17 protein-coding genes are annotated in these 19,998 nt (G+C 64.4%); 8 read left to right on the top strand and 9 right to left on the bottom strand.

Annotated features, from left to right (window positions below; all coding sequences use genetic code 11):
- Positions 1 to 3: 3 nt before the first annotated feature.
- Positions 4 to 417 carry a hypothetical protein gene (locus BG60_RS40045; RefSeq protein WP_008346103.1) on the top strand — a complete coding sequence of 138 codons (414 nt, stop codon included), beginning with the start codon at positions 4 to 6 and terminating at the stop codon, positions 415 to 417.
- Positions 418 to 671: 254 nt separating this feature from the next.
- Here the strand turns inward: BG60_RS40045 and BG60_RS00635 are convergent, their stop codons facing one another.
- From BG60_RS00635 to BG60_RS00620, 4 genes are read right to left on the bottom strand one after another with little or no spacing between them, the layout of a single operon-like run.
- Positions 672 to 1,415: a FadR/GntR family transcriptional regulator gene (locus BG60_RS00635; RefSeq protein WP_008346102.1), complete on the bottom strand. Its 744-nt coding sequence runs from the start codon at positions 1,413 to 1,415 to the stop codon at positions 672 to 674.
- Between the two features lie 19 nt (positions 1,416 to 1,434).
- The gene (locus tag BG60_RS00630; protein WP_008346100.1) at positions 1,435 to 2,226 is read right to left on the bottom strand and encodes an ATP-binding cassette domain-containing protein; all 792 of its coding nucleotides are present in this window, start codon (positions 2,224 to 2,226) and stop codon (positions 1,435 to 1,437) included.
- A complete protein-coding gene (locus tag BG60_RS00625; protein ID WP_008346099.1) occupies positions 2,226 to 3,236 on the bottom strand; it encodes an ABC transporter permease in 1,011 nt (336 codons plus the stop codon). The genes BG60_RS00630 and BG60_RS00625 overlap by 1 nt, the downstream gene beginning before the upstream one ends.
- Positions 3,236 to 4,342 carry a sugar ABC transporter substrate-binding protein gene (locus BG60_RS00620; RefSeq protein WP_008346098.1) on the bottom strand — a complete coding sequence of 369 codons (1,107 nt, stop codon included), beginning with the start codon at positions 4,340 to 4,342 and terminating at the stop codon, positions 3,236 to 3,238. Before BG60_RS00620 ends, BG60_RS00625 begins: the two co-directional genes overlap by 1 nt.
- 325 nt (positions 4,343 to 4,667) lie before the next feature.
- On the opposite strand from BG60_RS00620, the gene BG60_RS00615 reads away from it, so the two are divergent.
- Positions 4,668 to 6,410 carry an IlvD/Edd family dehydratase gene (locus tag BG60_RS00615; RefSeq protein WP_008346097.1) on the top strand — a complete coding sequence of 581 codons (1,743 nt, stop codon included), beginning with the start codon at positions 4,668 to 4,670 and terminating at the stop codon, positions 6,408 to 6,410.
- A gap of 3 nt (positions 6,411 to 6,413) precedes the next feature.
- Here the strand turns inward: BG60_RS00615 and BG60_RS00610 are convergent, their stop codons facing one another.
- On the bottom strand, positions 6,414 to 7,337 hold the full coding sequence (locus tag BG60_RS00610) for a DMT family transporter (RefSeq protein WP_008346096.1): 924 nt from the start codon (positions 7,335 to 7,337) through the stop codon (positions 6,414 to 6,416).
- A gap of 99 nt (positions 7,338 to 7,436) precedes the next feature.
- Entirely contained in the window at positions 7,437 to 8,204 is a 768-nt protein-coding gene (locus BG60_RS00605) for a DeoR/GlpR family DNA-binding transcription regulator (protein WP_008346095.1), read from the bottom strand.
- Positions 8,205 to 8,428: 224 nt separating this feature from the next.
- Between BG60_RS00605 and glpK the strand changes: the two genes are divergently transcribed.
- Positions 8,429 to 9,952 carry a glycerol kinase GlpK gene (gene glpK, locus BG60_RS00600; RefSeq protein ID WP_008346094.1) on the top strand — a complete coding sequence of 508 codons (1,524 nt, stop codon included), beginning with the start codon at positions 8,429 to 8,431 and terminating at the stop codon, positions 9,950 to 9,952.
- A 1-nt stretch (position 9,953) separates the two neighbouring features.
- Entirely contained in the window at positions 9,954 to 11,516 is a 1,563-nt protein-coding gene (locus tag BG60_RS00595; protein ID WP_008346093.1) for a glycerol-3-phosphate dehydrogenase/oxidase, read from the top strand.
- Positions 11,517 to 11,527: 11 nt separating this feature from the next.
- Here BG60_RS00595 and BG60_RS00590 read toward each other — a convergent pair whose 3' ends face one another.
- The 3 genes from BG60_RS00590 to BG60_RS00580 are packed head-to-tail and all read right to left on the bottom strand — an operon-like array spanning position 11,528 to position 16,475.
- Positions 11,528 to 12,718, bottom strand: a complete 1,191-nt coding sequence (locus BG60_RS00590) for a porin (protein WP_008346091.1) — start codon at positions 12,716 to 12,718, stop codon at positions 11,528 to 11,530.
- Positions 12,719 to 12,749: 31 nt separating this feature from the next.
- A complete protein-coding gene (locus tag BG60_RS00585) occupies positions 12,750 to 15,164 on the bottom strand; it encodes a glycoside hydrolase family 31 protein (protein WP_008346089.1) in 2,415 nt (804 codons plus the stop codon).
- 24 nt (positions 15,165 to 15,188) lie between these two features.
- On the bottom strand, positions 15,189 to 16,475 hold the full coding sequence (locus BG60_RS00580) for an MFS transporter (RefSeq protein ID WP_008346087.1): 1,287 nt from the start codon (positions 16,473 to 16,475) through the stop codon (positions 15,189 to 15,191).
- Between the two features lie 303 nt (positions 16,476 to 16,778).
- Between BG60_RS00580 and BG60_RS00575 the strand changes: the two genes are divergently transcribed.
- From BG60_RS00575 to BG60_RS00560, 4 genes are all read left to right on the top strand, one after another.
- The gene (locus tag BG60_RS00575) at positions 16,779 to 17,177 is read left to right on the top strand and encodes a VOC family protein (protein ID WP_008346085.1); all 399 of its coding nucleotides are present in this window, start codon (positions 16,779 to 16,781) and stop codon (positions 17,175 to 17,177) included.
- Positions 17,178 to 17,250: 73 nt separating this feature from the next.
- Positions 17,251 to 17,892, top strand: a complete 642-nt coding sequence (locus BG60_RS00570) for a twin-arginine translocation signal domain-containing protein (RefSeq protein WP_008346083.1) — start codon at positions 17,251 to 17,253, stop codon at positions 17,890 to 17,892.
- Between the two features lie 36 nt (positions 17,893 to 17,928).
- A complete protein-coding gene (locus BG60_RS00565) occupies positions 17,929 to 19,512 on the top strand; it encodes a GMC family oxidoreductase (RefSeq protein ID WP_008346081.1) in 1,584 nt (527 codons plus the stop codon).
- Between the two features lie 90 nt (positions 19,513 to 19,602).
- Positions 19,603 to 19,932, top strand: coding sequence for a ribbon-helix-helix domain-containing protein (locus BG60_RS00560; protein ID WP_033536923.1), 330 nt, complete (start codon positions 19,603 to 19,605; stop codon positions 19,930 to 19,932).
- The last annotated feature ends 66 nt before the right edge of the window (positions 19,933 to 19,998 follow it).

Genomic DNA, 19,998 nt, shown 5'->3' with positions numbered 1-19,998 from the left:
GTCGTGGTGCCTGTGTTGCCGGTGCTCGAGTTATCGGTGCTCGTGCTATCCGTGCTCGACGCGGGAGCGGGCGCGCTGGCCGTGGGCGAAGATGTGCCGCTCGACGCGGTGTCGTCGGAGGTGTCGCTCGCGGTGGCGGGCGGGCTCGTCGTGAGCTTGGTCGTCCCCGTGCCCGATGGCGATGTATCCGATCCCGTCACGCTCGCGGAAGAAGCCGACGCGCTGCCGCTCTGCGCGGCGCTACTCGATGATGCGTTGTCGCTGCTGCCGCCACCGCCGCCGCCGCATGCGGCGACCAACACGCTCACCGCTGCAACGAGCGCAATAGACTTGAATCGGATGAAGCGGAAGGCCGGAGCGAAGTTCGTCATTTCAATACGGATTACTAAGTGGCTGACATCCATCTCCACGAAGTAGGCGTACGTTGCGCGAGTCGTCCGGACGAACGCGGACGGACCGGTAACGGACCTTCGTCCCGCGTCGGACGCAGGAACGGTGGAATGCTTGTCGATTAACCCCGGTGAGCCGTCCGGAAGAGGGCGCTGCCGGACACGTGGGGCGAAGAGGAGACCGCGTCGAAGCCGGTCTCAATAGGGTTTACGGCAGGGATGAACGGGACTTGAACGAATTTCGTCCGATGCAAACGTTACGACGCGAAAGATCGGGAAAACTTACCCGGAGAGGGGACGGTCCGGTTCGAGCGCCGCGCCGCCGAGGATGGACGTGGCGTCGGCGCGTGCGTTGTCGAGCTGCACGACGCTCGCCTGACGCGCCGCGAGCGCATCGCGGTTCGCGATCGCGGTGAAGATCGCCTTGTGACGCGGTAGTGACAGCGCGTGCGTATTCGGGTGGCGGCTCGTGAGCTTGATCGACTCGCTGAGCGCGAGCGACAGCATGTTGCCGATATACGCGAGCATGTCGTTGTGCGTGGCCGCCATGATCGAGCGATGAAACTCGAGGTCCGGAACGAGCAGATCGGCGGCGGTCTGCGCACCTTCCATGCGCTCATACGCAGCGCCGATGCGCGCGATGTCGTCATCCGTCGCGGAGATGGCCGCGAGCGCGGCAGCGGCCGGTTCGATGATCTGGCGGACTGTCATCAGCGAGCGGAAGAACTCGCCTTCGGGAAGATGGCTGATGGTCCAGACGAGCACGTCCGGGTCGAGCATGTGCCATTCGTCGCGCGCGCGCACGACGCTGCCCACGCGCGGCTTCGATACGACGAGCCCCTTCGCGACGAGCACGCGCGTCGCTTCGCGCAGCACGGGACGGCTCACGCCGTAGCTTTCGCAGAGCGTGGGCTCGGCGGGCAGACGCTCGCCCGGCGCAATGCGCCCGCTTACGATCTGCATGCCGAGCTCCTGCACGATGCGTCCGTGCATGCTCTTGCGTTGCTTGGGGTTGCGGTAATCCATGACGCGCAGCTCGAAACGGCTATTGAGCGGTCGTCGCGCGCATCGCCCGATATTCCCGTCTCACGATATCCATCAGTTCCGCGACCGATGTGTTCGCGCTGCGCTGCTCGTAAGTCACGCGGCCGCGCTGCATCAACATGATGCGATCCGCGATGTCCAGCGTCTGCGCATAGTTGTGCATGATCATGATGATCGAGAGGCCGCCCTTTTCCTTCAAACGCATCACGAGATCGATGATGAGCGCGGCCTCGCGCGCGCCCATCGCGGCGAGCGGCTCGTCGAGCAACAGGATTTTCGCGTTCGAATGCACCGCGCGCGCGACCGCGATCGCCTGACGCTGACCGCCCGACAGACGCTCGACCGGCAGATCGACCGAAGGCACATGTACGCCGATATCCTCGAGACATTGCGCCGCGCGCTCGCGCATCTGCTTGTGGTCGACGAGCCTGAACGGACCGCGCCGCACGATCTCGCGATTGAGGAACATGTTGTGATAAATCGACAGCGAATTCGCGAGCGCAAGGTCCTGATACACGCATTCGATGCCGAGCGCGCGCGCATGATCGACGGACTTCAGCAGCGTTTCCTCGCCGTGCACATGCAGCGTGCCGCTCGTCTGCTGATGAAAGCCCGTGAGAATCTTCACGAGCGTCGACTTGCCCGCGCCGTTGTCGCCGAGAATGCCGAGAATCTCGCCACGGCCGAGCGTAAGCGACACGCCGTCGAGCGCCGTCACCGCGCCGAAGCGTTTGACGAGCTTGTCGCCGCGCAGCGCGAGATCGGTGGCGGCTGCTGCTTGCGGGTCTGCCATCACCGTGCTCCCTTGCGGCGAATGCGGCCGATGTGGATATTGAAGATCATCGCGGCGAGAATCGCGGCGCCGAGAATGATGTTGAACGTGAACGCGTTGATGCCGATGAGCGTGAAGCCATCGCTCAGAATGCCGAGCACCGCCGCGCCGAGCAGTCCGCCGACAATCGTGCCCGAGCCGCCCGTCAAGGGCGTCCCGCCGATCACGGCAGCGGCCACGGCGAGGAACATGATCTGATTGCCGCCCGCTTGCGGATCGATCGACGTGATGCGAAAGCTTTCGAGAATGCCCGTGAATCCGGCGAGCACCGCCGCGAGCACGAAATTGCCGAGCCGCAGCCGGTTCACATGAATGCCCGCTTCGCTCGCGCCGAGCGGATTCGCGCCCGCCGCCTGCGTGTGCAGACCCCAGCGCGTATGCCGCAACAGCACATGCATGACGAACGCAATCGCAACGGTCCAGATGATCTCGCTATAGCCCCACGCGCCCATCACGGCGGCGAATTCCGGCGAGCCCGGCGTCGCGGCGGGCGTGCCCCGCGAGACGGTCAGCGTGATGCCGTTGATGAGAAAGAGCGTGCCGAGCGTCGTCACGAACGAAGGCAGGCGCAGAAAGACCGTCACCGCGCCGTTCACGAAGCCGATGATCGCCGCGGCGATGAGCCCCGCGATCACCGCGAGCCACATCGGCGCGCCCGCTTCGTTCGCGAACACCATCATGAACGGCGCGAATGCGAAGACCATGCCCGCCGACAGATCGATGTCGCCGCCGATCATCAGCATGATCTCGCCGAACGCGATGATCGCGACCGGCGCGACATACTGCGAAAGGTTGACGAGGCTCGCGTTGCTGAACAGGAAGTCGTGGTTGATGAACTGGAAGTAAGCCGCGAGCAGCACGGCCACGAGGAGGATGCGCAACTCCGGCGCCCAATGCGACGCCCACGCACCGCGCGGACTGGCGATCCGCGCGGGCGTCGTTGCTTTACGGGGTTCGTTCACTGTGTTCATCAGGACTTGATGGCCCCTTTCATCGGCACGATTTGCGGCTTGGTGGTCTTGCCTTCATAACGCGTCGACGTGTTGAGATACGGCTCGACCGTATCCTTCGTCACGAACTTGAGACCGGTATTGATGTTCGCCGGCCCGACGAGCCCGCCCGACGCGAGGAACACGAACGCTTCCATCACCGTGTAGAAGCCCTGCACATACGGCTGCTGGTCGATGGTGAAATCGAGGAAGCCTTCGTGGATGAGCTGGATCGTCTGCGGCAACAGATCGAAGCCGCCGCCATGCACGCCCTTCGAAGGCAGGTTCGATTCCTTCATCACTTGCGCGACGCCTTGCGTGCTGCCGGCATCGACTGCGAACATGCCTTTCAGGTCCTGATGCCCGAGATAGAACGACTTGATCTTCGACAGTTCTTCGTTGACGGTCGCGCCCGTCGCAACGGTCTGAATGTCGATCTTCTTGCCGGATTTCTTGATCGCATCGCTCGCGCCGTCGAGACGCGGCTGAATGTTCAACTGTCCCGGCGTCGCGATGAAAAGCGCGACCATGCCGCTGTCGATCATGCTGGCGATTCGCTCGCCCATCTGATAACCCGACAGATACAGATCCTGTCCGATGTAAGCGAGCCGCGGATTCGTCTTGCCGCGCGGCGCATCGGCGTTGTAAGCGAATACGGGAATGCCGGCGTCGAGCGCGGCCTGAATGGGCTTGTCGAATGCGTTCGGATCGACGATCGGCACGGCGATCGCATCGGCTTTCGCAGCGATCGCAGAATTCACCGCGCGCACCATTTCGCCCGCGTCGGACGTGGCCGAGCCGGTCCACTGATAGTCCATGCCGAACATGGAGCACGCATCCTGAATGCCGTATTGCGTCGGCACGAAGAACGGGTTCGTCGTCACATGATTGACGAACACGATCTTCCATTTCTTGTGCTGCGGAAACGCCGCTTCGGCCGCCTGCGCGGACGAGATCAAACCGCCGCCACCGGTCACGCCGCCCAGGAGCGACAGCGCCGCGCCGAGTCCCGCGCCCTGCATGATGCCGCGCCGGCCCGCGCTGATGAGCTTGCTGTCGTTTGCGTCGTCATCCCGATTCTGCGCCATGTGTTCCTCCGGTCTCTTCTTCGTTGGTCGATGGGTCGACTCATCGTCGATCGCTGTCAGATACTGGGTTTCACGGCACGTCATACACACGCGGCTTTCATCGATGAAAGAACGAAGCGTTGCGGATGACCGTGCGAACAGTGCGAGAGGGCGATTCGAGAGCGCGGCGTTTTGAACTAGTAATTGGGACGACGAAGCCCGCGCGCTGACTTCAATAGACAAACTATATGCAGAGTGTTTTGACGTGGCGATTAGCGTTTTCCCGGTACGCCCCATCGATATAGTCATGCTATTTATAGGTCTTTCCCATCAAGTGATCAAAGCCATGAGCGCCCCAAAAGCCAAGCTCCGTTCGGCCGCGTGGTTCGGCACCGCCGACAAGAACGGGTTCATGTACCGGAGCTGGATGAAAAACCAGGGCATTCCGGACCACGAGTTCGCGGGCAAGCCGATCATCGGCATATGTAATACGTGGTCCGAACTAACGCCGTGCAATTCGCACTTCCGCAAGCTCGCCGAGCACGTGAAGCGCGGCGTGTTCGAAGCGGGCGGGTTCCCCGTCGAGTTTCCGGTGTTCTCCAACGGCGAATCGAATTTGCGTCCCACCGCGATGTTCACGCGCAATCTCGCGAGCATGGACGTCGAGGAAGCGATACGCGGCAATCCCGTCGATGCGGTCGTGCTGCTCGTCGGCTGTGACAAGACGACGCCCGCGTTGCTGATGGGCGCGGCGAGCTGCGACGTGCCCGCGATCGTCGTCTCGGGCGGACCGATGTTGAACGGCAAGCACGAAGGACGCGACATCGGCTCGGGCACGGTCGTATGGCAACTCAGCGAGCAGGTGAAGGCGGGCAAGATTTCGATTCACGAGTTCATGTCGGCGGAAGCGGGCATGTCGCGCTCGACGGGCACCTGCAACACGATGGGCACTGCATCGACGATGGCGTGCATGGCCGAAGCGCTCGGCGTCACGCTGCCGCACAACGCCGCGATTCCGGCGGTCGATTCGCGTCGCTATGTGCTCGCGCATCTGTCGGGCATGCGTATCGTCGAAATGGCGCTCGAGGATTTGCGTCTGTCCAAGCTGCTCACGCGCGAGGCCTTCGAAAACGCGATTCGTGCGAACGCGGCGATCGGCGGATCGACGAATGCGGCGATTCATTTGAAGGCGATCGCGGGGCGTATCGGCGTGAAGCTCGAACTCGACGACTGGACGCGCATCGGTCGCGGCACGCCCACGCTCGTCGATTTGCAGCCTTCGGGCCGCTTCCTGATGGAAGAGTTCTACTACGCCGGGGGCTTGCCCGCCGTCTTGCGGCGTCTCGGCGAAGCGAACCTGATTCCGCATCCGGATGCGCTCACCGCGAACGGCCACACGCTGTGGGAGAACGTGAAGGAAGCGCCGCTCTACAACGACGAAGTGATTCGCCCGCTCGACAAGCCGCTCGTCGCCGATGGCGGATTGTGCGTGCTGCGCGGCAATCTCGCGCCGAATGGCGCGGTGCTGAAGCCGTCGGCGGCGACGGCTGCGTTGCTGAAGCATCGCGGGCGCGCGGTCGTGTTCGAGAACTTCGACGACTACAAGCACCGTATCGCCGATCCCGATCTCGATGTCACGGCGGACTCCGTGCTCGTCATGAAGAATTGCGGGCCGAAGGGTTATCCGGGCATGGCGGAAGTCGGCAACATGGGCTTGCCGCCGAAGCTGCTCGCGCAAGGCGTGACGGACATGGTGCGCGTGTCGGATGCGCGCATGAGCGGCACCGCGTATGGCACCGTCGTGCTGCACGTCGCGCCCGAGGCACGCGCGGGCGGGCCGCTTGCGATCGTGCGCGATGGCGACTGGATCGAGCTCGATTGCGACAACGGCGTGCTACGCATCGACATCGGCGACGATGAAATCCGCGCGCGCCTCGATGCGTGGAACGCGGCGAAGAGCGAGATTCCCGAGGATAAAACGGGTTATCGCAAGCTGTACGTCGAGCACGTTCTTCAGGCCGATGAAGGTTGCGACTTCGACTTTCTCGTCGGATGCCGTGGCGCGGAAGTGCCGAAGCATTCGCACTAGCCGCTATCTGCGCGGCTTCCATGTGGCGATGGCGACGCCGAGCACGGCGACGCCCATCGCATACCATGCGGTCCTCGGCAGCACTTCGCCGAGAAAGAAGTACGACAGCACGGCGGCTGCCGGCGGCACGAAGAAGAACAGCGACGCGACTTGCGAGACCTTGCCCGCACGCGTCATCGCGAGCAGCAGCGTGATCGCGATCAGCGAATTGCCGACGACGAGATACGCGAGCGTCGCGATGAATGCCGGCGTCCATTGCACTTGCGTGTGCTCGAAGAGCAAGGCCATCGGCGCGCAAAACACGAAGCCGACGCTGTATTGCACGAGATTCGATGTCACCGGATCTTGCGCGGTCCCCAAGCGCTTTTCATAGAGCATCGCGGCCGTGATGCCGACGAGCGCGCCGATCGCCATCAGCACCGGACCGAGCGATTCCGCATGCAGCGGCCCGCGCGCGACGATCACGCCGGCCGCGCCCGCGAGCCCGAGCAGCAAGCCGATCCATCTGCGCACGCCGATGCGTTCGCCGACGAACTTCGGCGCGAGCACGCCGACGAGAATCGGCTGCAACGACACGATCAGCGCGAGCACGGACGTCGCGATGCCCGCGGTCATCGACAGATAACTCAGTCCGAAGTACATCACCTGCACGAGAAAGCCGACGACGCCGAGATGCAGCCACGCGCGCGCGTTGCGCGGCCATTGCGGACGCTTCACGGCGCATACCGCGAGCAGCAGGCCGACGCTCAATGCGAAGCGTATTGCGAGAAACGTCAGCGGCGACGCGTAATGCAGGCCGGTTTTCGCAATCGGAAAGCCGGCGGACCAGAGCAGCAAAAAGAGAATCGGACCGCCGGTCGTGAGCCAGCGGCGTTCGTTGTGCGTGCTGCGGTCTTCCTTCCGGCCGATGTGCGGCGCTTGCGCCATGTTCGCGTCCCCGTGCTTGTAAGCGGATGCTGTCAAAGTACCCGATTGTAGTGTCCGCGACGCTGCGGACGACAAGGACGGTTCGCCGATCGCGTCGCCTTAATCCGCGACATGCACGGCGACATCGGCGAGACTTTCCGCGATCCATTCGGGCGGCGGGGCGTCGGTGAAGAGCGCGTCGATCTGGCTGAGATGCCCGAGTTTCACGAGCGCGGCGCGGCCGAACTTCGAATGATCCGCAACGAGAAACACCGTGCGCGACTGCTCGATGATCGCCTGCGCCACGCGCACTTCCGCGATGTCGAAGTCCCGGAGCGTGCCGTCTTCCTCGATGCTCGAAATGCCGATGATCCCGAAGTCCACCTTGAACATCCGGATGAAGTCGACGGCCTGCTCGCCCACGACGCCCTTGTCGCGCGCGCGCACTTTGCCGCCCGCGACCATCAGGTCCGCGTCGGACTCGTCCGCGAGAATGTTCGCCACGTTCAGGTTATTCGTGATGACGCGCAGGCCCGTATGCTGGCGCAGCGCGCGCGCCACTTCCTCGGTCGTCGTGCCGAGATTGATGAAGAGCGTCGCGTGATTCGGAATCTCCGCCGCGACCCGCCTCGCGATGCGACGCTTCTCGTCGAGAAACATCTGCTGACGCGCCGTGTACGCGGCGTTCTCGGAGCTCGTCAGCGCGCTCGCGCCGCCGTGATATCGGCGCAGCAGGTTCCGATCGGACAGCCAGTTGACGTCGCGCCGGATCGTCTGCGGTGTGACGTCGAATTGCGCCGCGAGGTCTTCGATGGTCGCGAAGCCGTCTCGGGCGACGCGATCCAGCAGCGCGCGCTGCCTGCCGTTCAGTGCTTGGTCGGATGTCATCGAAAGCTGCTCGGAATCGCAAAAAAATGAAAATTATCGGATGCGCGCAGTGTACGACGAAAGCCGCCGCCGACCAACGCCGGCTCTGAAATTGCCGGTTCACATGCGCTCGAACAGTGCGTCCGCCATCTTTCCGTCGACGCCACGCGATGCTACGATGGTTGAAAACGAATATTCAGATTCGTATTCGAACATTCTCCGAACCGGCTGTCTGGAGTGGCCGCATGAGCCAGCGACGTTTTATCCTTGCCCTCGACCAGGGCACGACCAGTTCCCGCGCGATGCTGTTCGCCCATTCGGGCAGCGTGATAGCGAGCGCGCAGCGGGAGTTCGCGCAGCATTATCCGCAGCCGGGGCGGGTCGAGCACGATCCCGCCGACATCTGGCAGTCGCAACTCGCCGTCGCTCACGAAGCGATGCAGAAGGCCGGCGCGCGGGCTTCGGATATCGCCGCCATCGGCATCGCCAATCAGCGCGAAACCACGCTGCTCTGGGACCGGCAAACGGGCGCGCCCGTCGGACCCGCGATCGTCTGGCAGGACCGCCGCACCGCCGCGCATTGCGCCCGTCTGATCGAATCCGGCGCGGAATCGCTCATCGAAGAAAAGACGGGCTTGCGCATCGATCCATACTTTTCCGCGACCAAGCTCGCGTGGCTGCTCGACAGCGCGCCCGGCCTGCGCGCGCGCGCGTGCCGCGGCGAATTGGCGTTCGGCACCGTCGATAGCTGGCTCCTCTGGCAACTGAGCGCAGGCCGCCGCCACGTAACCGATGTATCGAATGCCGCGCGCACCGCGCTCTTCGACATCCGCGCAGGCGCATGGGACGACGAGCTGCTGGCGCTCTTCGATATCCCGCGCGCCGTGCTTCCCGAAGTCGTGGCATCGAGCGGAGCGATCGCCCATACCGACGCCGCGTTGTTCGGCGCGCCGATTCCGATCACAGGCGTCGCCGGCGACCAGCAGGCCGCGACCTTCGGGCAGGGCTGCGTCGAGCCGGGCCTCGTCAAGAATACCTACGGCACCGGCCTTTTCATGCTGATGAACACAGGCGCGCAGCCGGTCGCATCGCGGCATCGGCTGTTGACCACGATCGGCTGGGAATTCGGCGGGCAGCGCACCTACGCGCTGGAAGGCGCGGTTTTCATGGGCGGCGCGATCGTCCAGTGGCTGCGCGACGGTCTCGGGTTCATCGAAAGCGCGGCGGAAATCAGCGCGCTCGCCGCGCAATGTTCGTCGAGCGAAGGCGTCGTGCTCGCGCCCGCATTCGCGGGTCTGGGCGCGCCGTATTGGGATCCCTACGCGCGCGGCACGCTGCTCGGCATGACGCGCGGGACGAATCGCGCGCATATCGCGCGGGCCGCGCTCGAAGCCATCGCGTTCCAGACGGTCGATGTCCTCGACGCGATGGAAGCCGATGCCGGCATCGCCGTGAGCGAGCTGCGCGCGGACGGCGGCGCGTCGCAGAGCGACCTGCTGATGCAGATTCAGGCCGATCTGCTCGGCCGTCCCGTCGTGCGCCCGAGCGTCACGGAATCGACCGCGCTCGGCGCGGCCTGCCTCGCCGGACTCGGATCGGGCTTCTGGTCGAGCCGCGACGAAATCGCGAGCGCGTGGCCGCCCGCGCGCCGGTTCGAACCCGCGATGGCGTCGGCGGAACGCGCGATGCACATCGAGCGCTGGCATCGCGCGATCGATCGCGCCCGCGCCTGGGAACATCCCGCCGAAGAACCGCTTTCCACGGTCTGACATGAAAACGAACATGCCATCCGGACGCGCGGCGCTCTTGCGCGAAACAGATCAGACGCCGTTCTTCGATGTCGTCGTGATCGGCGGCGGCGCGAGCGGTCTCGGCACGGCCGTCGATGCGGCGTCGCGCGGTTATCGGACCTTGCTGCTCGAAGCGCGCGACTTCGCGAAGGGCACATCGAGCAAGGCCACCAAGCTCGTGCACGGCGGCGTGCGCTATCTCGCGCAGGGCAACATCCCGCTCGTTCGCGAAGCGTTGCGAGAGCGCGGACTGCTCGCGCGCAATGCGTCGCATCTCGTGCACGCGCTCGGTTTCATCGTTCCCGCGTACCGGCTCGGCGACAAGCTGACGTACGGCGCGGGCCTCAAGATCTACGACTGGCTCGCGGGCTCGCTCAACCTGCGCGCGAGCCGCAGCCTCGATCTCGCCGAAACCCGCGCGAAATCGCCGATGCTCGCCGAATCGCTGCACGGTCACGCGCTGCGCGGCGGCACGCTTTATTTCGACGGCCAGTTCGACGACGCGCGTCTCGCCATCACGCTGATGCGCACGCTCTTCGATCTCGGTGGCGTCGCGCTGAACAATGCGGCGGTGCGCGGCGTGCAGTTCGATCGCGCGGCGGGGCGTCATCGGCTGGAGGTGGAGGACGTCGAAAGCGGCGACCGGTTCGCGGTGAACGCGTGCTGCGTCGTCAATGCGACGGGCGTCTGGGTCGATTCGATCCGCGCGATGGCCGAGCCCGGCGCGCGCCCGATCGTCGCGCCGAGCCAGGGCGTGCATCTGACCTTGCCCGGCCGCTTCCTGCGCAGCGATAGCGCGATCCTCGTGCCCAAGACGCAGGACGGGCGCGTGCTGTTCATCGTGCCGTGGCACGGTCACGCGATAGTCGGTACGACCGACACGCCGCGTCACGACTTGCCGCTTGATCCGCGCGCGAGCGACGAGGACATCGATTTCATTCTCGCGACGGCTGCCGATTATCTGTCCGTCAAGCCGACGCGCGACGATGTCCTGAGCGTATGGGCGGGGCTGCGTCCGCTCGTGAAGAGTGACGGCGCGGCATCGACCGCGTCGTTGTCGCGCGAACATACCATCGAAATGAACGCGACCGGCATGATCACCGTGACGGGCGGCAAGTGGACCACGTACCGTCTGATGGCGCAGCAGGTGATCGATCTCGCCGTCTCGAAGCAACTGCTGAGCGCTGCGCCGTGCCGAACGGCGTCGTTGCCGCTGCATGGATCGACGGCGGAGCAACACGGCTACTACGGTTCCGATGGGGCAATCATCGATCGTCTGCCGGGCGCGCAAAACGTTCTGGTGAAGGCGAGCGGCCTGACCGAGGCGCAGACGCGCTTCGCGGCGCGGGCCGAACTCGCGCGCTGTGTCGAGGATGTGCTCGCGCGGCGCAATCGCGCGTTGTTTCTCGATGCCGCCGCCGCCCGCGATGCCGCGCCCGAAGTCGCCAGAATCATGGCCGAAGAACTCGGGCACGGCGCGCAATGGCAAGCGGAAGAAATCGCGCGTTTCGATGCGTTCGCGCGAACCTGGATGCTGTCGTAGCGGCGCGTCGATCAGAACGCGTGCCGGATGCCGACCATCGCGACGAACTGCGACGGTCCCGACGAAGGCGACGCGTTCTGCGAATCGCCGACGACCGCCACGGCATTCGCAATCGCCACGCCGCCCGTTCCGCCCGACGCGATGAGCGACTGACCCCGCGCGTGCTGATACGCCTGCAGCGCATAGAACGTAGTGCGCGCCGACAGGCTGTACGTTTCCTCGAACGAAATCTGGTGATACTGCGCCGCATCGCCGATGCCGTTGGCCCTGCTCGCGCGCGTGTAGCTGTAGCCCGCCGCGACATTCACCGCGGGTGTGAACCGGTAAGTGGCGATGGCGCCGTAGCTGTTGAACACGGCTTCATCGGCGAAAAGCGAGCGCGAGCCCGGCGCATAGTGCACGTTGGAATAGTTGAGGCCGAGCATCAGATCGTTGTACGTGTAGCGCGCCGCCGCCGCGATCAGTTGCGCGCTTTGTGCGCTCGCGTAGCCGTTGTTCACCGGCGAGTTGATCGCGAAGCTCCCGAGCGCCGGGCTGGTCGCGATGTCTTTCAGCTTCACGTAGCCCGCCGCGATCGCGAAAGGCTTGTAGTCGTAGCGAAGCGCGGCACTGAAGTTGCTGCCGCTCGCGATGCTGCCCGGCACGCCGCCGAGCGCGTATTGCACGCTGAACGCGAGACCCGCGATCACCGGCGACGCATACGTGACCGCGTTGTTGAAGCGCAGGGTGGTGTCGAGGGCATCGACGTCGCCGGGATGCGCGCCGGTCGCGCCGGTCAGCACGCCCGTCGGTCCGAGCGCGCCGACCATGCTGAAGTAAGGCGTGTACTGGCGGCCGAGCGTCAGCGTGCCGTAACGCTCGTGGCTCAAGCCCGCATAGGCTTGACGATTGAACATCGCGTTTGCGCTGGCTTGCGCGCCCGTCAGCGAATTGAAGCCGCTTTCGAGCCGGAAGATCGCCTTCGTGCCGCCGCCGAGGTCTTCCGCGCCGAGAAGCCCGAACTTGCTCGCCTGCAGATTGCCCTGGCTCATGTAGACGTTGGACTGCCCGCGCTGGTTGCTGACATACGCGAACGCGTTATCGACGACGCCGTAGAGCGTGACGCTGCTTTGGGCCGTCGCCGTGCCGCTGAACAGGGCGACGGCGAGAGAAATGAACGTGAGGACGCCTGCGCGCGTCCGTGCGCGATTCAAGGACTTCATTGCTGATTACTTTCCCGTGAAGTGTTGAGGCTCAGTCTGCAAGACGCAGCGTGATATGACGCCAGCCGTCCGCGATGCGCTCGCCGGCCAGCTCGCCCGTCGCGCAGGTCGCGACGCGCGTATCCGATGCGGGCACGCTCACGCGGACTTCGTTCTGTACGCGTGGCATCGCGCCGTGGCGTTCTATCGCGATGCGCAGGCTTCGCGCATCGCTTTCGATGACGACGCGCCAGCGCCCGTGCACGCCGTCGCGCCACGCTTCGGATTCGCCGTCGTCTTCGATGCAATCGCCGCGCGCGACGCCGGCGCCCGCGCAAGGCAACGCGATGAACGCGCGTTCATCGGCGGGACGCGCGAAGTGCTGCTCCGCGATGTTCAGCGGAATCACATGGCCTTCGCGGATCAACATGACGGGGCGATCGTGCGGCGCGGGCAGCGTGACCGTTTGGCCGCCGTCGAAGACTTCGCCGCTCCAGTAGGACGACCAGCGCGCGCCCTTCGGCAGATGGATGCGTCGCTCGCTTTGCGCCGCCTCGACGACCGGCGCGACGAGCAGCGACGAGCCGAGCATCATGTCGTCGCCGTCTTCGAGGCAGAGCGGATCGTCGGGGAATTCGGCGAACATCGGACGGAGCACCGGTTCGTACGCGCGATGCGATCGCCACAGCAGTTGGTACAGGTACGGAATCAGCCGGTAACGCAGCTTGATGAGACCGGCGATGAGATGGGTAGTTTGCGGATACATCCAAGGCTCGTTGACGGTGCCGTCGTCGTTCCATGAGTGGATGGAAAAGCGCGGCAGAAAGATGCCGAACGCGACCCAGCGCGACAGCAGTTCAGGATCCGGCGCGGGCCCCGCGAAGCCGCCGATGTCATGTCCGCTGTTCGACACGCCCGACATCGCGAGACCGAGGCCCATCTTGAGATTGAAGCGCAGCGTGTCCCACGACGTGTAGTTGTCGCCCGACCACGTCTGCACATATCGATGCATGCCGACGCCGCCCGAGCGCGATACGAGAAACGGCCGCACGCCGGGCGCATGTTCGCGCTGCGCGTCGCGCGAGGCGCGCATCATCAGTTGCGTCTGCAGGACCTTGGCCTCGCGCGCCGGAAACGGCTCGCCGAAGCCGCGCGCGATTGCATCCGCGCTCCAGATTTCGAACTCGTTGTTGTCGTTCCACGTCGCGGCGATGCCGTGCGCGAGCAGGCTTTCCTTCACGCGCGCTTTCCACCAGTCGATGGTCCGCGGATTCGTGAAGTCGAGATACGCGCCGACTTCGTCCCAGAACTGCACCCACGCCGGTTCGCCGTCGCGCGTTTCGATCAGGAGACCGGCATCGGCGACGGAATCGAACAGCGGGTGATCCCGCAGCAGACACGGCTTGATGTTCGGACACAGCCGCACGCCTTCGCGCAGATAGCTCGTCACGAAACCGTCGATATCGGGAAACTTGTCGCGATTCCAGTTGAACACGTAGCGCTTGCCGCCAATCGACGTATAGCCCGACGAAAGATGGAACGAATCGCACAGGATGTCGTGCTCGCGGCATCGGTCGATGAATTCGGCCATGCGCTTTTGCGCGTCGGGGGCGTCGGTGTAGCTCATCGTCGAGCCGGAGTAGCCGAGGCCCCACTTCGGCATCCACGCGGGACGACCCGTCAGCCATGTAAAGCGGCGCACGGCGTGAAGCGGCGTGTCGGGCGACGCGATGAAGTAATAGTCGAGATCGCCGTGCTCCGCGATGAAGTGCCGATAGTGCCCGTGATAGTTGTCGAGCTCGCGGCCCATGTCGAAGCGGCAATCGGCGAGCGTGTCGTAGAAGAGACCGAAGCCCGTCGATGTCTCCGGCTGCCACGTCACGTAGAACGGAATGTGCTTGTAGAGCGGATCGGTCGTGCGGGCGTTGTAGCCCATCGCATCGACGTTGCGCATCTCGTAGCTTTGATTCGCGCGGTCGAGCGAACCCGCGCGTTCGCCGAGTCCCACGTACATTTCGCCCGGCTTGCGCGCGATGTAGTGATACACGCGCTCGTCCCACCAGCCGAAGTTGTACGCCTGCGTCTTGCGATCGTTCATGACGTGATGCCACTGGCGGTCGCGCACGATTTGCCACGAGCAGAAGCCGCCGTCGAGCGCAATCGTCAAGCGGATCATCGCTGTCTCGATGACGACGTGTTGGTCATCGTCCGACATCGTGAACGGTGCGCTCGCGAAGCCGCTCGTATCGTAGCGGTCGCGTCCTTCGAGCGGCACGTCGTCCTGTCCGGGCGCGATCGCCCAGGTGCGCGGCCCGCGCAGTTCGCCGTGCGGCAAGACCAGCACGCGGATGATGTCATCGGCGAGGACGAACAGTTCGATGCCCGCGCCATCGGCGGAACTCAGCGCGACGCGGTTGTCCGTTCGCTCCGAAATCGCGAAACGCGGACGATTCTTCAAGTTGGCCATGATGTGTCTCCCGTTCATTCGATCTCAGGCGGCCCGATGCGCCGCGCCGGGCGGATTCGCGTCGCTCGTCACGCCGCGCATCAGCACGACGAGCAGCGCCGCGCCGATCAGGTCGAACGCGCCGAGCGCGGCGAAGAGCGGCGTGAAGCCCACCGAATCCGCGAGCGCGCCGACGACGAGCGAAAAGCCCAGTCCGCCGATCCACGCCGCCATGCCCGCGAAGCCCGCGGCGGTGCCGACTTCGCCGGGCTCGAAGACATCGGCGGCGAGCGTGTTGACGAGCGCCGAGATCATCTGATGCGCGAAGCCGCCGACGCAGAACAGCGCGATGGCTTCATACGGCGACGCGACGAGCCCGATGCACGCGGGCCCGATCATCATGAACGCGCCGAGCACGACGCCCGCGATGCGCGACGCGATGAGCGGCACGCGGAAACGCTTCATCAGAAACGGCGAAAGATAGCCGCCGAACAGCCCGCCGAGATCGGCGGCGAGAAACGGCAGCCACGCGAACATGGCGATCTGCTTGAGGTCCATGTGACGCTCGGTCGCGAGATAGAGCGGAATCCAGAAGCTGAAGGTTTGCCACGCGGGTTCGGCGAAAAAGCGCGCCTGCGCGATGGCCCAGAAGCGGCGCGTGCCGAGCACTTCGCGGATGCGGCGTTGCTCGCCCGGGCGGTTCGTCACGGGCGTTTGCCCTTCGATGATCGCGTTCTTCTCCTGCTCGCCGATCTTCGGATGCTCGCGCGGCCCGCGATACAGCCAGTACCAGAACGCGGCCCAGACGAAGCCCATCGCGCCGGTCACGACGAACGCGCTTTGCCATCCGTAGCGCAGCGAAAGAAAGACGACGAGCGGCGGCGCGAACAGCGAGCCGAGCGACGTCCCGGCGTTGAAGTAGCCGACCGCGACCGACTTCTCGCGATTCGGAAACCATTCGGCGACGACCTTCATCCCCGCCGGAATCGCGACGGCTTCCGAGAGGCCCATGAGTCCGCGCAGCGCCGCGAGCGACACCCAGCCGCCGGCGAGCGCGTGCGCCATGCCGGTCGCGGACCAGAGGCACGCGAACAGCGCGAAGCCGAGCCGCAGCCCGATTACATCGATGATAAGTCCGCACACCGGCTGCATGATCGTATAGCCGACCTGAAACGCGGCGACGACATAGGAATACTGCTGCGTGCTCATGTTCATGAGCGTTTTCAGCTCGGCGGCCATGACGCCGAGCGCGTTGCGCGAAAGATAGTTGACGATCGTGCCCGCGCAGACGAGCGCGATGATCCACCAGCGCAAGCCGATGACTGTTTTCAAGATTGAGTCTCCGTTGTTCTCGACGGGCGATGAGCGGCGGCGCGCCGTGCCCTTTCTGTTCGGCTATCGCGATGATCGAATTCGAACGTTCGGCATCGAAAAGCCGGTTCAATCCTACTCTCGGCGACCGAAATTTATCTCAATTGCGACAAATAGTTTCGTTTCAGCGTTCGGATGTTCGTTTTCGATCATGTGGCGTCGAGCCAATGCGCAAGCCCCGGGCAAACGCCTACGCCCGATTTAACCGGCCATTACCCTTTGCGCGCGCGGCTTCCTAAACTTCACTAAAAAGGGGAGGCTCTCATGTCAAAGCTCATTCACACGATGATTCGCGTGCAGGACCTGCAACGCTCGCTCGATTTCTACGAGAAGGCTTTCGATCTCGGCGTCGCGCACCGGCTGGACTTTCCGGACTTCACGCTCGCCTATCTGCGCAACGACGAAACCAACGCCGAGCTCGAACTCACCTGGAACAAGGGACGCGCCGAGCCATACACACATGGCGACGGCTACGGCCACGTCGCGGTGAGCGTGCCGGATGCGAAGGCGGAGCGCGAGCGTCTGATCGGCCTCGGTCTCTCACCCAACGACGTGCGCGAATTCAAGAACGACGACGGCTCGCTCATCGCGCGTTACTTCTTCATTCAGGATCCGGACGGCTACAAGATCGAGGTTCTCGAACGGCATGGACATTACGAATAGTCAGATAGTCAGCGGCATCACGCGGGACCACACACATAAATAAGCTGTTGCAGTGCCCCACAAGGAGAGAGACATGCGAGACACGATCATCCCGATCGTCGCGCAGCGGCGCGCGCACGACGGTGAAGAGCATCACGACCACGACGACATCGCCGCGCCACCGAACATCGCACTGACGCGACGCGAATTTCTGCGCGGCACCGGCGTGCTGGTCGGCACCATCGCGGCGACCTCGATCTTCGCGAGCCTCGCGCCGAGCCGCGTCTGGGCGCTCGAAATGCAGGGGCTCGACACGCATCAGGGCGAAGTGCTGCTGCAAGTCACGCGACAGATCTATCCGCACGCAACACTCGATGACGCCGTCTACGCGCTCGTCGTCAAGGATCTCGACGCCAAGGCGAAAGCCGATCCCGCCGTGCGCCAGCAACTCGCCGACGGCGTCGCGCAGCTCGACGCCAAAGCCGGCTCCGACTGGACGAGGCGCGGCGCGAACGACAAGGCGCAGGACGTCGCCGCGCTCGCGGGCACGCCGTTCTTCAACACCGTACGCAGCACGGCCGTCGTGTCCCTGTACAGCAACGCGCTGGCGTATCAGCACTTCGGCTATGGCGCATCGAAGGGCGATGGCGGCTATCTCTATCAGGGTTTCAACAACCTGTCATGGCTGCCCGATCCGCCTCTCGCGAACAGCGGTCCGATTCCGAAAGACAGCTAACCCATTCGAGCGATCCGATGGAAAACGGAGACAGACATGTACACGGACAACAAGGTGCAGTTCAGGCACAACGACGATCACGTCGTGGTGATCATCGGATCGGGCGCGGGCGGCGGGACGCTCGCCAACGAACTCGCGCAGAAGGGCGTCGACGTGGTCGTGCTCGAAGCAGGCGCGATGCACACGCAAGGCGATTTCGCGACGGAAGAGTGGAGCGCGTTCAAGCAGCTTTCATGGCTCGACAATCGCACGACATCGGGCAACTGGCGCGTCGCGAAAGATTTCCCCAACCTGCCCGCGTGGATCTGCAAGACCGTGGGCGGCACGACGGTCCACTGGGCGGGCGCGAGCCTGCGCATTCAGCCGCACGAGTTCAAGGCCAAGACGACTTACGGCGACGTGCAGGGCGCCAATCTGCTCGACTGGCCGGTGACGCGCGCGGAGCTCGATCCCTACTACGACCGCGCCGAAAAGAAGATGGGCGTCACGCGCACGAACGGCAATCCGGGCCTGCCGGGCAACAACAACTTCAAAGTGATGTCGGCGGGCGCGGCGAAGCTCGGCTACAAGGAGTGCAACACCGGCCATATGGCGATCAACAGCACGGTCCGCGACGATCGCACGCACTGCTTTCAGCGCGGCTTCTGCTTTCAGGGCTGCCGCATGGGCGCGAAGTGGTCGACGCTCTATACCGAACTGCCGCGCGCGCAGGCGACGGGCCGCATGGAATTGCGCCCGCAATCGCATGTCGTGAAGATCGAGCACGATGCGCGCGGCAAGGCGACGGGCGTCGTCTATTACGACAAGGACGGCAAGCTGCAACGGCAGAGGGCGCGCGTCGTCGCGGTGGCGGGCAATGCGATCGAGACGCCGCGGCTCCTGCTCAACTCGCAGTCGAGCAAGTTCCCCGATGGCCTCGCGAACGGCTCGGGCCAGGTCGGCCGCAACTACATGCGGCACACGACAGGCTCGGTCTACGGCGTGTTCAACGACAAGGTCGAGATGTTCAAGGGCACGACGATGGCCGGCATCATCGAGGATGAATCCGTGTTCGATCCGAAGCGCGGCTTCGCGGGCGGCTATCACATGGAGACGCTTTCGCTCGGGCTGCCCTTCTATGCGGCGTTTCTCGATCCCGGCTCGTGGGGGCCGAACTTCGCGGCGGCGATGGATCAGTATCAGTACACGGCGGGCATGTGGATCGTCGGCGAGGACATGCCGCGCGAACAGAACCGCATCACGCTCAACACCGACGTGAAGGATCAGTACGGCTTGCCGGTGCCGAACGTCCACTTCGACGATCATCCGAATGACGAAGCGATGCGCCAGCACGCGTACAAGCAGGGCAGCGCGGTGTACGAAGCGGCGGGCGCGAAGGCGACGTATCTCGTGCCGCCGTATCCGTCGACGCACAATCTCGGCACCGCGCGCATGAGCGCGAAAGCCGCCGACGGCGTCTGCAATTCGCATGGCCAGACGCACGAAGTGGCGAACCTGTTCATCTCCGATGGCAGCCAGTTCACGACGGGCGCGGCGGAAAACCCGACGCTCACGATCGTCACGCTGGCGATCCGTCAGGCCGACTACATCGCCGGCCAGATGAAGCAGCGCAGGGTTTGACGTGATTGCCGATGATTGCGTAGCGGAATAGTTTGTTCGGTCGGCCGTCGTGCGACGAGCATGGCGGCCCGTTTCCTGGAGATCAACGTCATGTGTCGGGTGTACATCAACGCCGATCCGATCCTCTATGAATCGCGCACGCGTTCGCTGCGCATTCATGGTGTGATCACTACCGTCCGGCTCGAAAATCTCTTCTGGGACGTGCTGCACGAAATCGCCGGGCGCGAAAATCTCACGACGAGCCAGTTCGCCGTCAAGCTCTACGACGAACTGATCGCGCTGCGCGGCGAAGCGCCGACCAACTTCGCGTCGTTTCTGCGCGTGTGCTGTTTGCGCTATCTGTCGATGCGCGAGGCGAAGCAGGCGGCCGAAGGCGAGGCGGCGGGCGCGGTGGCCCTGCGTGTGCTGAAAGCGGGCTAGTTCGACGCATTCCTCATTGAACGCGAGCGCGCCGGGCTTCGGCGTGCCCCTTTCCGTCAGCCAAAG

Origin of the sequence: Caballeronia zhejiangensis (assembly GCF_000698575.1) — a bacterium.
GTDB classification, from domain to species: domain Bacteria; phylum Pseudomonadota; class Gammaproteobacteria; order Burkholderiales; family Burkholderiaceae; genus Caballeronia; species Caballeronia zhejiangensis.
This window is presented reverse-complemented; position numbering and strand designations above follow the sequence as displayed.